Raw genomic sequence first — 14,423 nt, forward strand, 5'->3', positions numbered from 1 at the left:
CTCTGCCGCCGGGCGGCGGTTGGACCGCCTGCCCGACGGCAGTTCGTGGTGGCGCTGGACGCGCCGATGCCCTGGCGGGCTGGACCCTAGGCCTTGGCGCGGGCGCGGTTGGCCTTGGCCCGCTCGTTGGAGTCCAGGATCACCTTGCGGATACGGATGTCTTCCGGGGTGACCTCGACGCATTCGTCCTCGCGGGCGAATTCGAGGGATTCCTCGAGGGTCAGCTCGCGCGGCGGGGTCAGGTTCTCGAAGGAGTCCGAGGAAGCGGCACGCATGTTGGTGAGCTTCTTTTCCTTGGTGATGTTGACGTCCATGTCATCGGCGCGGGAGTTCTCGCCGACGATCATGCCCTCGTAGACCTCGGAGGTGGGCTTCACGAAGAAGGAGCCACGTTCCTGCAGGTTGATCATGGCGAACGGCGTCACGACACCGGCACGGTCGGCAACCATCGAACCGTTGGTGCGGTATTCGATCGGGCCGGCCCACGGCTCGTAGCCCTCGGAGATCGAGGCGGCGATGCCGGCACCGCGGGTGTCCGTGAGGAACCGGGTGCGGAAGCCGATCAGGCCACGGGCGGGAACGATGAATTCCATGCGGCACCAGCCGGTGCCGTGGTTGGCCATGTTGGTCATGCGGCCCTTACGGGCGGCCATCAGCTGCGTCACGGCGCCGAGGTATTCCTCGGGCACGTCGATGGTCATGTGTTCCATCGGCTCGTGGATCTTGCCGTCGATGGTCTTGGTGACAACCTGCGGCTTGCCGACGGTCAGCTCGAAGCCTTCGCGGCGCATCTGCTCGACCAGGATGGCGAGGGCGAGCTCGCCACGGCCCTGGACTTCCCAGGCGTCGGGACGCTCGGTCGGGAGGACCTTGATGGAGACGTTACCGATCAGTTCCTTGTCGAGGCGGTCCTTGACCTGGCGTGCGGTGACCTTGGCGCCCTTGACCTTGCCGGCCAGCGGGGAGGTGTTGATACCGATGGTCATCGAGATGGCCGGGTCGTCAACGGTGATCAGCGGCAGCGGCTGCGGGTTCTCGGCGTCGGTCAGGGTCTCACCGATGGTGATCTCCTCGATGCCGGCGACGGCGACGATCTCGCCCGGTCCGGCGGACTCGGCCGGGACGCGGTCCAGGGCCTTGGTGGCCAGCAGTTCGGTGATCTTGACGTTCTTGAGCTCACCGTTGGCGCGGGCCCATGCCACGGTCTGGCCCTTGCGCAGGGTGCCGTTGTAGATGCGGAGCAGGGCGAGGCGGCCGAGGAACGGGGAGGCGTCCAGGTTGGTGACGTGTGCCTGCAGCACACCGTCCGGGTTGTAGGTCGGGGCCGGGATGTGCTCGATGATGGTCTTGAAGAGCGGTTCCAGGTCCTCGTTCTCCGGGGCGGTGCCGTCGGCGGGCTGCTCGAGGGAGGCGCGGCCGACCTTGGCGGCGGCGTAGACGACGGGAACTTCGAGGATCTTGTCCAGGTCCAGGTCCGGAACCTCGTCCGCGAGGTCCGAGGCCAGGCCCAGGAGCAGGTCCATGGACTCGTGCACGACTTCCTCGATGCGGGCATCGGGACGGTCGGTCTTGTTGACCAGCAGGATCACGGGCAGGTGCGCGGCGAGGGCCTTGCGCAGCACGAAGCGGGTCTGCGGCAGCGGGCCTTCGGAGGCGTCCACGAGGAGGACGACGCCGTCGACCATGGACAGGCCGCGCTCGACCTCACCGCCGAAGTCGGCGTGGCCGGGGGTGTCGATGACGTTGATGGTGATGGTCTCGCCGTTGGAGGACGGACCGTTGTAGGCCACCGTGGTGTTCTTGGCCAGGATGGTGATGCCCTTTTCGCGTTCCAGGTCACCGGAGTCCATGACGCGGTCTTCGAGGTGGTTGTGCTCGGCAAAGGAGTTGGTCTGCTTGAGCATGGCATCGACCAGGGTGGTCTTGCCGTGGTCAACGTGGGCCACAATCGCGACGTTGCGCAGGTCACTGCGCAATGCAGTGGCTACCGCAGTGTTGGTGGTGGTTTCAGACATGCGTTATTGCTCGATTCAGTGGTGAAGTCAGCTGTTGTATCGCGACATTTCCGACCGGAACGCACGACAGGAATGGCCCGTTCGCACAGGGCACCTGCATCCATTCTAGCGGCTCGGGCATTTATTGGCCTAAATCGCCCGCCGGCGCGGGGATCCCCGGGCACCGGGCCCGGCGCCCGGCGACGGCGGCGGCGCCCGGCGGGGTCGTGTCCACGTGAGGAATGTCACTGGCTTTTGGGAGCGAAGTACCGCATTATTGCCGTGGTAAAGAAAAGCAAAGCCCGGAGACCCCAGATGCGAATCGCCTCGGCTCTGACCCGCTACGCCGCACCTGTGATCGCCACCGGCGTTCTCCTGGCCGGCTGCGGGCAGGCACCCACCACTTCCTCGTCCGGCCCGGACTCACCGGCCAGCGCCAGCGCCCCCGCCTCCGGCGTACCCGGAAAGTCGGCGGCCCGTGCGGGTGCAGGTGCGTCCGGCGAACCGGTCGCCGCCGGCGGGCAGAAGTCCCTGCTGGCACCCCTGCCCAACCCGGCCACCATGGCCCCGGGCACGGTATACCGCAACCCGGCCAACGGCCGGGAAGAGGTCATCGTGGCCAACATCTCCCGGACCGCGCTCCTGATCGGCGACTCCCAGTCCGAACCGACCAATGGGTGGCCCCGGCAGGGCCTTTCCGCGGCCGGGTACGACGTCTTCTTCTGCGGTCTGGGCGGAACCGGCTATGTCGCGGCGAATGGGAAGACCGGCAACTACGTCGACGCCCTGCAGCGCGGGGACTGGAAGCTGCCCTACGGCGCGCCCGCCCTAATTGTCATGGAAGGCGGCGGCAACGATGCAACCCGCGGGGCCACCGACGCCCAGATCGTGGCCAACGCCGAGCGGCTGATCGCCTCCCTCAAGCAGCGCTACCCCTCCGCCCGGCTGGCGATGATCGGCACCCTGGCCCGCGGGGCGAACTACGGCGGCGGCCGCCGGACCCAGGTGGATTCGTTGCTGGGCGGCCTTGCGGCCCGGCATTCCATCCCGTTCATCAGCACCGGCGACTGGCTGACCAAGTACAACCTGACCTCGCAGATGGCCGACGGCGTGCACATGAACAGCACCGGCCACGCCGCGCTCGGTACGATCCTGGCCGGCAAACTCAAGGATCTGGGCCTCGAACTGCCCCCGCCCGGGCCCGTGACCACCGAGCCCGGCAACTAGGCAGCGGTACCGGAGGACCGGGAAGAGTTAAACAAAGGGAGCCGGTGACCACCCCGCGGGGTGGTCACCGGCTGCCTTTGTTAGTGAGGGCCCGCAGGGGCGTCCTGCCTGGAGGTCAGGCGACGTCCGGTGGGAGCATCAGCTTGGCGCCGGGGATGGCGTTCAGCAGGGCCTTCGTGTACTCCATTTGCGGCGCGTCGAAGACGTCGTCGGTCGAACCGGTCTCCACCAGCTTGCCCTTTTCCATCACGCAGACGTGGTCCGCGATCTGCCGGACCACGGCCAGGTCGTGGGTGATGAAGAGGTAAGTCAGGCCCAGCCGCGACTGCAGGTCCGCGAGCAGGTTGAGAACCTGCGCCTGGACCAGCACGTCGAGTGCGGAGACGGCTTCGTCACAGATGATGACCTCGGGATCGAGGGCCAGGGCACGGGCGATCGCGACGCGCTGGCGCTGGCCGCCGGAGAGCTCGTTCGGGTAGCGCTGCATGGTGGACTGCGGCAGGGCCACCTGGTCCAGCAGTTCGCGCACCTTCTTTTCCCGGCTGGCCTTGGTCCCGATCTTGTGGGTGCGCAGCGGTTCCTCGATGGTCCGGAAGATGTTGTACATCGGATCGAGGGAACCGTAGGGGTCCTGGAAGATCGGCTGGACACGGCGGCGGAACGCGAAGATTTCCTTGGCGTTCAGCGTCGAGGTGTCCACGCCGTCGAACACGATCTTGCCGGAGGTGGGCTGGAGCAGGTTCAGCACCATCTGCGCCACCGTGGACTTGCCGGAGCCCGACTCCCCCACGATCGCCGTCGTCGTGCCGCGCTTGACGCTGAAGGACACGTCGTCCACCGCGGTGAAGTCGGTGGACCGGCCCAGGCCGGAGCGGAGCTTGAAGACCTTGCGGAGGTTCTCGATCTTGAGCACCTCGTCCGGCTTCGCGGCCTCGACCACGCCTTCCTCGGCGGGGGCGAGCAGGTCCTCGGACTCGACGCCCTGCTCCTTGGCGACCTGGATCCGGCGGGACGCCAGCGACGGCGCGGAGGCGACCAGGCGCTGCGTGTACGGGTGCTGCGGGTTGCGCAGCAGTTCCAGCGACGGACCCGATTCCACCACCTGGCCGCGGTACATCACGACCACCTTGTCGGCGCGTTCGGCGGCGAGGCCGAGGTCGTGGGTGATCAGCAGCACGGCGGTGCCGAGCTCGGTGGTCATCTTGTCCAGGTGGTCAAGGATCTGGCGCTGCACGGTCACGTCCAGGGCCGACGTCGGCTCATCGGCGATGAGCAGGCGCGGCTGGCAGGACAGGCCGATGGCGATCAGCGCGCGCTGGCGCATGCCGCCGGAGAACTCGTGCGGGTACTGCTTGGCGCGCCGTGCGGCGTCCGGCAGGCCGGCCTGCGAGAGGACCTTGGCGACGTCGTCGGGACCGTCGGGCAGCCCGTTGGCCTTGAGCGTCTCGCGGACCTGCTGGCCGATCTTCCAAACCGGGTTGAGGTTGGACATCGGGTCCTGCGGGACCATGCCGATGCTGTTGCCGCGCAATTCGATCATGCGCTTCTCGCCGGCCTTGGAGATGTCCTCGCCGTCGAACAGGATCTGGCCGCCGGAGACCCGGCCGTTGGTGGGCAGCAGGCCGATCGCGGCCAGCGCCGTGGTCGACTTGCCCGAGCCGGACTCGCCCACGATCGCGACCGTTTCGCCCGGCATCACGGTGAGGTGGGCGTTGCGGACGGCGTTGACGTCGCCGCCGCCGGTCTTGAAGGTGATCGCCAGGTCCCGGATTTCCAGGAGCGGACGCACGGCGGCCGTTCCCTCTTCACGGATTTCAACAGGGGTGTTCATGGCTTCCCCTTTCATCGCTTGCGCGCTTTGGGATCGAGAGCATCACGGAGGGCGTCGCCCAGCATGATGAAGCTCAGAACGGTGATGGAGAGGGCGATGGCCGGGTAGAGCAGCGGCATCGGGTTCGAGCGCAGGGAGGCCTGAGCTGCCTGGATGTCGTTGCCCCAGGACATCACGCTGGGCGGGAGGCCGATGCCCAGGAAGGACAGCGTGGATTCGGCCACGATGAAGGTACCCAGGGAGATGGTGGCCACGACGATGATCGGGGCCAGCGAGTTCGGCATGACGTGACGCATCAGGGCGCCGAACTTGGAGACACCCAGGGAACGCGCGGCGGTGACGAAGTCGGCGTTGCGGACCTCGATCACGGCGCCACGGGTGATGCGGGCGATCTGCGGCCAGCCGAACGCCATCAGGATCAGCACCAGGGTCCACGCGGTGCGGTTGGAGCGGAACATCGGCAGCTGCATGACGACGATCGCGCCGAGGATCAGCGGCAGCGCGAAGAAGATGTCGTTGATGCGGGCCAGGACCGCGTCAACCCAGCCGCCGTAGTAGCCGGCCAGGGCGCCCATGATGCCGCCGATGACCAGGACACCGATGGTGGTGAACAGGCCGACGGTCACCGAGGAGCGCGTGCCGTAGATGACGCGGGCGTAGACGTCGCAGCCCTGCTGGGTGAAGCCCAGCGGGTGGCCGCCGGTGGGGCCGCCGTCGGAGTTGGCCAGCTGGCAGGCCTCGGAGGTGGGGTCGATGCCGGAGAACAGTCCCGGGAAGAGGGACACGGCCACGACCACCAGGATCAGGAACGCGGAGATCAGGAACAGCGGCTGCTTGCGCAGGTTGCGCCAGGCCTCGGCCCAGAGGCTCAGGGGTGCCTGGTCCTCCTTGACCTTGTCCGTGGCCTGCAGCGGGGTCTCGGAAAAGTCGGCGACGAAGTGCTCGATGTGGCGCGGGGCGGGCATCGGAGCGTCCTGCCGTGCGGGATTGGTTTCAGGAGTCATAGCGGATCCTCGGGTCAAGCCAGGCGTAGAGCAGGTCAACGAGCAGGTTGGAGAGGCAGTAGATCAGCACCAGGACGGTGACGATCGAGACCACCGTGGGTCCCTCGCCGGAGAGCACGGCCCGGTAGAGCCGGTTGCCGACGCCGGGCACGTTGAAGATGCCTTCGGTGACGATCGCGCCGCCCATCAGGCTGCCCAGGTCCGCGCCCAGGAAGGTGATGACGGGGATCAGGGAGTTGCGCAGGATGTGCACGCGGACCACTCGGAACCGGGACAGGCCCTTGGCGGTGGCGGTGCGCACGTAGTCGGCGTTCATGTTCTCGATCACCGAGGTGCGCGTCAGGCGCAGCACGTACGCGAAGGAGCCCAGGCCCAGCACGATCGCGGGCAGGATCAGGTCCTGCACCGTAGCCGCGGAACTGACCGTGGGCTTGGCCCAGCCGAGCTGGACGCCGATGGTGAACTGCAGCAGGAAGCCAAGGACGAAGATCGGGATGCCGATGACGATCAGGGACGCCACGAGGACGGTCGCGTCAAAGAGCTTGCCCTTCCGCAGGCCGGCGATCAGGCCGAAGATGATGCCGAAGACGGCCTCGAAGATCAGCGCCATGATGGCCAGGCGGGCGGTAACCGGGAACACCTCGCCCAGCACGGCGGCGATGGGACGGCCGGAGAAGTCCTGGCCGAGGTCGAAGGTGAAGATGCTCTTGAGGTAGAGCAGGTATTGGATCCAGAACGGCTGGTCCAGGTGGTACTGCGCGCGGAGCTTCGCGGCGACGGCCTCGTTGACCGGCTTGTCGCCGAAGAGGGCGACGATCGGGTCACCGGGGAGGCTGAAGACCAGGAAGTAGACCAGCAGCGTTGCGCCCAGGAAGACGGGGATCAGTTGGAGAAAACGCTTGAGGATGTAAGTCGCCATCAGCGAAGCACACCCTTGTCAGCAGGCATCCGGTCCAGGGATGCGGCGGAGTTGTTCATCGAAGAACCTTTTCACTTTGGACTGCGGCCCGGCGCCGGGTCGGTCACAGAGGACGGGCTGCAGAGTTCACCCGAGGCGGTGGCCGTCAGGGCGGACTGTCAGGGAGAACTTGCGGGGATCTGTCCGGAAAACAGAGTGGAAGCAGAACAACGGCGGAGGCCCCAATCCAGGCAGCCCCCGCCGTCGTTCAGTTATTTACTTGCCGCTGATGTTGTAGTACAGCGGGACGCCGTCCCAGCCGTAGTCAACGTTGGTGACCTTGTCGCTCCAGCCGCCCTGGGCAACCTGGTACCACAGGGGGATGGCCGGAAGGTCGGTCAGGAGGATTTCCTGAGCCTTGTTCATGGCCTTGTTGCCGTCGGCGACGGTGGAGGCGTTCAGGCCGTCGGAGATGGCCTTGTCGAACGTCGGGTTCGCGTACTTCGCGTCGTTGGAGCCGGCACCGGTCTTGTAGATCGGGCCGAGGAAGTTGTACAGCGACGGGTAGTCGGCCTGCCAGCCGGCGCGGATGGCACCGGTCAGGGTCTTGGCGGTGGCGTCGTTGCGGGCTTCCTTGAACGTGGCGTAGGGCTTGCCCTCAACCTTGATGCCGAGGGTGTTCTTCAGCTGGTTCACAACAGCCTCAACCCATGCCTTGTGGCCGCCCTTGTCGGCGTTGTAGGCGATGGTGAAGGTCTTGTCAGCGTCCCACTTCTGGATCGCGTCGGCCTTGGCCCAGGCGTCCTTGGCCTTGGTGGCGTCGAACTTCAGGTTGTCCGAACCCGGGATCGAGTCGCTGTAGCCGTCCAGCACGGGGGCGGTGAAGTCCTTGGCGGGCTGGCGTGCACCGTTGAAGATGACCTTGGTGATCTCATCGCGGTTGATGGCCATGGAGATGGCCTGGCGGCGCAGCTTGCCGGCCTCGCCGCTCCACTCCGGCAGGTATTCCGGGATGGCGATGGTCTGGTTGCCGGCGTACGGCTTGTTGATCGTGCGGTCACCCAGGTCGGACTTGTAGTTCTTCAGGGCGCTCGTCGGGATGGTCTGCAGGATGTCCAGGTTGTTGGACAGCAGGTCCTGGTACGCGGCGTCGTCGTTCTGGTAGATCTTGAACGTCACGCCGGCGTTCTTGGCCTTGCGCGGGCCGTTGTAGTCCGGGTTCGGGACAAGCTGGATCTGCACGTTGTGCTGCCAGCCGCCGTCGGCCATCTTGTACGGGCCGTTGCCGACCGGCTTCTCGCCGAAGCCCTTCGGGTCCTTCAGGGCACCGGACGGGACCGGCACGAAGGCGGTGTAGCCCAGGCGCAGCGGCCAGTCGGATTCCGGCTGGGAGAGTTCAACGGTGAAGGTCTGGTCGTCAACGACCTTCAGGCCGGACATGGTCTCGACCGTGGAGCCTTCCTTGCTGGCCTCGTCGTAGCCCTTGATGGACTCGAAGAAGCCACCGCTGAGCTGTGCGTTCTTCGCGGCGGCACCGAAGTTCCAGGAGTCAACGAAGGTCTTGGCCGTGATGGCCTCGCCGTTCGTGAACTTCTGGTCCTTCTTGATCTTGATCGTGAAGTGCTGGCCGTCCTTGCCCTCGATGGACTCAGCCAGTTCGTTCACGGGCTTGCCGTTGGGGTCGTAGCTGACCAGACCGGAGAACATCATGTCGATGACCTTGCCGCCGCCAACTTCATTGGTGTCGGCGGGCATCAGCGGACGCTGGGGCTCGGAACCGTCAGCAATGATGACCTTGCTGGTGTCGCCACCGGTGCTGCCGCCGGCGGTGTTGGAACCGCCGCCGCCGCAACCGGTCAGGGTCATGGCAGCGATAGCCACCAGGCCCAGTGCTTTGGAAGTGCGCGAAAAACGCATTCCTCCTCCTAAGAGTTGTGGGAGTTCTGCGGGAGAGACTTGTGCTTCCCGGCAGGCGCGGGCACAGGGATATCCCTGTGACGTGGCCTACATATGGAAGTAGCCTAACCGCAAGATGTCCAGATCATGGAACTCCGTTGCCAAACCGTGACTCGACAGCACTGTGACGGCTAGCGTCAAGCGCAACGTATTTCAAGTCACAGATTACTGGCTGGTAGGATACGTGCCGCTTCTCCCGTTCCTCGTGGATTCCCTCCCTGTTGCCCCTTTCCTAACCGCTCTCCTAGCTGGCGCCCGAGAGCAGCTGGGCCCGCAGTTCCCGCCGTTCCCGCTGCTTCTCCGGGTCCGGCAGGGGCACCGCGGCCAGCAGGCGCTGGGTGTACGGCTCCTGCGGGTTGCGCAGGATCTGGTCGCGGCTGCCCTGTTCGACGATCCGGCCCCGTTGCATCACGCAGATGCGGTCGGCGAGGACGTCGACGACGGCGAGGTCGTGGGTGACGAAGAGGCAGGCGAAGCCGAGTTCCTTCTGAAGGTTCTGGAACAGCTCCAGCACCTTGGCCTGGACCGAGACGTCGAGGGCGGAGGTGGGTTCGTCGGCCACCATCAGCTTCGGCTTCAGGGAGAGGGCCCGGGCGATGCCGACGCGCTGCTTCTGGCCGCCCGAGAGTTCGTGCGGGTAGCGGTTGCGGTAGTTGCGCGGCAGCTCCACCTGGTCCAGCAGCGCCTCGATCCGGGTTTGCAGCTCGGCACCCTTCGCGACGCCGGCCAGGAACATCGGCTCGCCGATGCTCTCGCCGATGGGCAGGCGGGGGTTCAGCGAGGAGGACGGGTCCTGGAAGACCATGCCCACGTGGCGGCGCATCTCGTGCAACTGCCGGCCGTTGCGCTTGGCGGCGGAGATGTCCTGCCCCACCACCTTCATGGTGCCGGCCGCGACGGGCAGCAGGCCGACGGCGGCGCGTCCGATGGTGGTTTTGCCGGAGCCCGACTCCCCCACCAGGCCGACGACCTGGCCCGGGTAGATCGCCAGGTTGGCGCCCTCCACCGCGCGGAAGGCCGGCACCCGGCCCTGCTTGGGGTATTCGATCGCGACGTCGGTCAGTTCCAGGACCGGGTCGCCCTGCGGCTTGGCGGTCTCCGCGGCGGCGGCGAGGGCCGCGGCGTTGGCCCGTTCCCGGCGAAGGAGTTCCTCGTGCGGGATGGCCTCGAGGTCGGCCTGGGTGGCGGCGGCGAGGGCCGCGGTAACGTCTACGTCGCCGTCGGCCTCCCCGCCCTGGCCCAGGTGCGGCACGGCGTCCAGCAGCGCCTTGGTGTACTCGTGCTGCGGGTTGTGGAAGATCTCCGCCGCCGTGCCGGTCTCCACAATTACGCCGCGGCGCATGACCGCGATCCGGTCCGCGAGGTCGGCGACGACGCCCATGTCGTGGGTGATCAGGACGATCGCGCTGTCGAGCTTGTTGCGGAGGTTCCGCATCAGGTCCAGGATTTCGGCCTGGACGGTGACGTCGAGGGCCGTGGTGGGCTCGTCGGCGATCAGCAGCTTGGGGTCGCAGGAGAGCGACTGCGCGATCATGGCGCGCTGCCGCTGGCCGCCGGAGAGCTGGTGCGGGTAGGAGCGGAAGGCCTTCTCCGGGTCCGGCAGCTCCACCAGCTCGAGCATCCGCACGGCCCGTTCCCTGGCCTGGTCCGGGGAGACCTCGTTGTGCAGCCGGATGGTTTCCACGATCTGCGCCCCGACGGTGTAGACCGGGTTCAGTGCGGTCATCGGCTCCTGGAAGATGACGGCGACGTCCTTGCCGCGGACGGCCCTGATGTTGGCTTCGCTGCCGCCCAGGAGTTCATTGCCGGCCAGCTTGACGCTGCCGTTGACGCGGCTGTTGCTCGGCAGCAGGCCCAGCAGCGCCATGGAGCTGGCGCTCTTGCCGGAGCCGGACTCGCCGACGATCGCGAGGACCTCGCCGGCCCGGACCTCGTAGTTCAGCCGGATGGCGGCCGGGACCCATTTCTTGTCCACGCCGAAGTCGACGCTGAGGTCGCGGACCTCCAGGACGACGTCGCCCTTGCCGGGGGCGGAGGGCTGCGCCGGGTCCACGGTGATGAAGTCAGTCATGATGGGGTGTTCCTTCCGCCGGGCCGCCGCACCGGGAATTTAGTGCGTTCGGCCGGAATGCTGAAATATGGGGGGCATGAGCACAGCGCCCGATGCCGGAAACGTCGAAATCTTCAAGGCCCGGACCAATAAATGGTTCGCCGGCCTGGCCTGGGGCGTCGGGCTGCTGGGCCTGGTCGTGACGGTGGCCTCGGCCGGTCCCGCGGGGCTGCTGGGCACCGCTCCCCTGCTGCTGGTGGCCTTCCTGGGCTGGCAGTTCTTTTGGCTTCCCGCCGTCGTGGTGCACGACGGCGGGGTCACCCTGGAGAACCCGTTCCGGTCCGTCGAGGTGCCGTGGGCGGCGCTGGTGCATGTGGACACCCGCTACGCCCTGACCCTGGTGACGGCCCGGCGCAGCTACGCCGCGTGGGCAGCCCCCGCGCCGGGCATCTGGGGCGGCCGCAACGCCCGCCCCGAGGACCTGCGCGGGCTGCCGGACACCAGCTACGGCCCGGGCAACTCGGTGCGCCCGGGAGACCTGAAGACCACCGACTCGGGCCAGGCCGCCCGGCTGGTGCGCGGCCGCTGGCAGGCCCTGGTGGAGAGCGGCGCCCTGGCCGCCGGCGAGGCCGCCACCACCGCGGTGTCCGTGACCCCGCGGTGGGCGGCGATCGCCGTCGCCGTGGTGCTGCTGGCGGCCAGCGTCTGGACCGTCGCCGCCGTCTAGCCTGCGGCCCGGGTTCGGGGCTGTCACCTTAGTCGTCCTTGGTGCCATCGAAGGCGGTGACCGCGGACTTTTCCGCTGCCGGCGAGGCACCCGCTGCAGCGGGAGAACCGGCGGGGGTGCCCGCGGCGGCGTCGGCTTCGCGGGCCTTCTTGGCGTTGAACTTCTTCTGCCGCGGGTCGAAGGCATCCCGCAGCCCGTCGCCGATGAAGTTGATGCTCAGGCAGATCAGCACGATGAACAGGCCGGGGAACCAGAACAGCCAAGGCCGGGTGGCGAAGGCCTGCTGGTTCTGCGAGATGAGCAGGCCCAGGGACGTGTCTGGGGCCTTGACCCCGACGCCCAGGAAGCTCAGCGCGGTCTCGGTGAGGATGGCCGCGGACATGGTCAGGGTGACGTTGACGATCAGGACGCCGACGGCGTTGGGCAGGATGTGCTTGAAGATGATCCGGGCGTTGCTGGCACCGGAGATCCGGGCGGCGTCGACGAATTCGCGTTCCCGCAGGGACAGGAACTCGCCGCGCATGAGCCGGGCGAGGCTGACCCAACTGATCAGGCCGAGGAAGATGCCCAGGGCCAGGACGCCGTTGCTGCTGGCGAAGGAAGCGAACCAGCTGCCGGAGTCGCGCCGGCCGGCCATCTGCGCCATGACCGCCGCGAGCAGCAGCGCCGGGATGATGATGATGACGTCGGTGAGGCGCATCAGGATGGCCTCGGCCCAGCCGCGGAAGTAGCCGGAAATCGCCCCGACCAGGACGCCGAGCAGGCCGGCGATCAGGCCGATGACCACCATGACGGTGATGGACTGCTGCGCTCCGCGCATGGTCATGGCGAACAGGTCGCGGCCGATCCGGTCCTGGCCGAAGGGGTGCTCGCCCCAAGCCAGCGGCCAGAGCGAGGAGGTGGGGGCGCCGTCGTTGACCAGGGCGGAGACCTGCTCGTGGTTGTACTTCCACCAGCCCGGGATGCCGAGGTAGCCCACGGAGGTGAAGGCCATCAGAAAGATGATGGCGAAGACCACCAGGCCGATGATCGCGCCGGTGTGGCCGAGGAAGCGCTTGCGTACGATCTGGCCCTGGCTCAGGCCCTTGGCCTCGAGGACGGGTTCTATGCCGGCCGCGGGGGCACCCTTGAGGGCCGCGTCCTCGGCCATGATTTCGTCTTGCTGGCTTGGCTGGCTCATGCTTTTACCCTTACGCGCGGATCAAGTGCGGAGTAGGCGAGGTCCGCAATGAGGTTGAAACCCATGGCCGTGATGGCCACACAGACGAAGACGCCCATGACCGGGTTGGGATCGGTGTGGGAGATGCCGTCCAGGAACAGGAAGCCCATGCCGCGCACCGAGAACACGGATTCGGTGATGACGGCGCCGCCGATCAGGCCGCCGATGTCGAAGGCCACGATGGTGGCGATGGGGATCAGGGCGTTCCGGAAGGCGTGCCGCATGACCACTGTCCGTTCCGAGACGCCCTTGGCGCGGGCGGTGCGGATGTAGTCCATGTTCATGATTTCCAGCATCGAGGCCCGGGTGAAGCGGGTGTAGCTGGCCAGAGAGATGAGGATCAGGGCCATGGTGGGCAGGATCAGGTGGGTGAAGGAGTCCAGGCCCAGGATCCAGAAGTCGCCCTCGATGTTGGGGGTGCCGGCGCCGATCGTGGCGATCGGGCGGCCGCGGACGCGGCTGTTGTCGAAGTAGCTCGGCCAGGCCTGCATGAACCGGTCCAGCAGGATCATTCCGCCGACCAGGAACGAGGTGATCGCGGCGGCGCGCATGGACTGGCCGCGGTCGTAGCCGCCCATCAGGTAGCCGATGCCCAGGCCCACCAGGACGGCGGCGACGGCCAGCAGCACGATCATCAGGAAGGTCGCCTGGTCCAGCAGCGGCTGGACCACGAAGTAGAGGACGACGCCGACGGCGACGGCGATCAGCGAGGATTGCAGCGCCTTGCGGTTTTTCAGGCCCGCGGAGAGCAGGGTGACGGCGAAGGCGATGCCGACGCCCGCGATGGCGATCACCACTGGTCCGAGGCCCGGGTTCTTGAACCAGAGGGTCGCGGAGAAGTAGATCAGGACGGCGCTGACGAAGGCAAATACGACGGCGCCGACGGTGAGCCGCCGCCGCAGTGCGCCGCCGGCGGCGACGGCGACGATTACGCCGAGCACCAGGCCGATGGCCAAAGCTACGGGGAGCGGGACGTCGGGGTCCCTTAGGAAGTTGTTGAAGCCGATGGCGCCGAATTCCTTGAGCAGGACGGCGACCCAGAAGATCGGCAGCGAGAAGAACAGGAACGCCATGAAGGTGACGCCGTAGTCCAGGGCGCTGTATTGGCGCAGGGCGGTGATGATGCCGAGTGTGATGCCGATCAGGATGGCCAGGATGGTGGCACCGGTGACCAGCGTCAGGGTCTGTATCAGGGCGTGGCCGAGGGCGTCCGTGACGGGCTGCCCGGCGATGTTCTTGCCCAAGTCGCAGGAGTTGGCGAACGGCACCAGGCACTGGGCCGCTCCGCCGAGCCAGCGGAAGTAGCGCACAGGGGCGGGGACGTCGAGCTGCAGCAGCTGCGTCCGGGCATCCATCAGGGCCTGTTTCTGCGGGGAGTTATTGACCCGGAATTCCTCCAGGGGGTCTCCGGACGCCGCCGTCAGGAGGTAGACCAGGAAGGAAGCGCCGAGAAGGATGAGGGCGGCCGTCATGAGCCGCCGGACTACGTAAGTCACCATGGGAGTACAACCTCGGTA

General features: G+C 67.1%; 10 protein-coding genes. 2 read left to right on the plus strand and 8 right to left on the minus strand.

Going from position 1 to position 14,423, the window contains the following annotated elements:
• Positions 1 to 86 precede the first annotated feature (86 nt).
• On the minus strand, positions 87 to 2,015 hold the full coding sequence (gene typA / locus AB0O44_RS00665) for a translational GTPase TypA (protein WP_290255786.1): 1,929 nt from the start codon (positions 2,013 to 2,015) through the stop codon (positions 87 to 89).
• 294 nt (positions 2,016 to 2,309) lie between these two features.
• Between typA and AB0O44_RS00670 the strand changes: the two genes are divergently transcribed.
• Positions 2,310 to 3,221 (plus strand): SGNH/GDSL hydrolase family protein, encoded by a 912-nt coding sequence (locus tag AB0O44_RS00670; protein WP_364133081.1) that lies wholly within the window; start codon positions 2,310 to 2,312, stop codon positions 3,219 to 3,221.
• 115 nt (positions 3,222 to 3,336) lie between these two features.
• Here AB0O44_RS00670 and AB0O44_RS00675 read toward each other — a convergent pair whose 3' ends face one another.
• The 5 genes from AB0O44_RS00675 to AB0O44_RS00695 all read right to left on the minus strand — a co-directional run bounded on the left by AB0O44_RS00675 (position 3,337) and on the right by AB0O44_RS00695 (position 10,981).
• Complete coding sequence (locus tag AB0O44_RS00675; RefSeq protein WP_364133084.1) at positions 3,337 to 5,052, minus strand: ABC transporter ATP-binding protein; 1,716 nt, start codon at positions 5,050 to 5,052, stop codon at positions 3,337 to 3,339.
• An 11-nt stretch (positions 5,053 to 5,063) separates the two neighbouring features.
• Positions 5,064 to 6,056 carry an ABC transporter permease gene (locus AB0O44_RS00680; protein WP_364133087.1) on the minus strand — a complete coding sequence of 331 codons (993 nt, stop codon included), beginning with the start codon at positions 6,054 to 6,056 and terminating at the stop codon, positions 5,064 to 5,066.
• Complete coding sequence (locus AB0O44_RS00685) at positions 6,046 to 6,975, minus strand: ABC transporter permease (RefSeq protein ID WP_290255790.1); 930 nt, start codon at positions 6,973 to 6,975, stop codon at positions 6,046 to 6,048. Before AB0O44_RS00685 ends, AB0O44_RS00680 begins: the two co-directional genes overlap by 11 nt.
• A 255-nt stretch (positions 6,976 to 7,230) precedes the next feature.
• Positions 7,231 to 8,871, minus strand: coding sequence for an ABC transporter substrate-binding protein (locus tag AB0O44_RS00690; RefSeq protein WP_290255791.1), 1,641 nt, complete (start codon positions 8,869 to 8,871; stop codon positions 7,231 to 7,233).
• Positions 8,872 to 9,154: 283 nt separating this feature from the next.
• Positions 9,155 to 10,981 (minus strand): ABC transporter ATP-binding protein, encoded by a 1,827-nt coding sequence (locus AB0O44_RS00695; RefSeq protein ID WP_364133092.1) that lies wholly within the window; start codon positions 10,979 to 10,981, stop codon positions 9,155 to 9,157.
• 76 nt (positions 10,982 to 11,057) lie between these two features.
• Between AB0O44_RS00695 and AB0O44_RS00700 the strand changes: the two genes are divergently transcribed.
• A complete protein-coding gene (locus AB0O44_RS00700; RefSeq protein ID WP_364133095.1) occupies positions 11,058 to 11,687 on the plus strand; it encodes a PH domain-containing protein in 630 nt (209 codons plus the stop codon).
• A gap of 28 nt (positions 11,688 to 11,715) precedes the next feature.
• On the opposite strand, the gene AB0O44_RS00705 is transcribed toward AB0O44_RS00700, so the two are convergent.
• Both AB0O44_RS00705 and AB0O44_RS00710 read right to left on the minus strand, forming a co-directional pair.
• Positions 11,716 to 12,837: an ABC transporter permease gene (locus tag AB0O44_RS00705; RefSeq protein ID WP_290256469.1), complete on the minus strand. Its 1,122-nt coding sequence runs from the start codon at positions 12,835 to 12,837 to the stop codon at positions 11,716 to 11,718.
• A gap of 26 nt (positions 12,838 to 12,863) precedes the next feature.
• Positions 12,864 to 14,405: an ABC transporter permease gene (locus AB0O44_RS00710; RefSeq protein ID WP_290255794.1), complete on the minus strand. Its 1,542-nt coding sequence runs from the start codon at positions 14,403 to 14,405 to the stop codon at positions 12,864 to 12,866.
• Positions 14,406 to 14,423 lie beyond the last annotated feature (18 nt).

This window comes from Arthrobacter sp. NPDC080082 (assembly GCF_040686595.1).
Classification (GTDB): domain Bacteria; phylum Actinomycetota; class Actinomycetes; order Actinomycetales; family Micrococcaceae; genus Arthrobacter.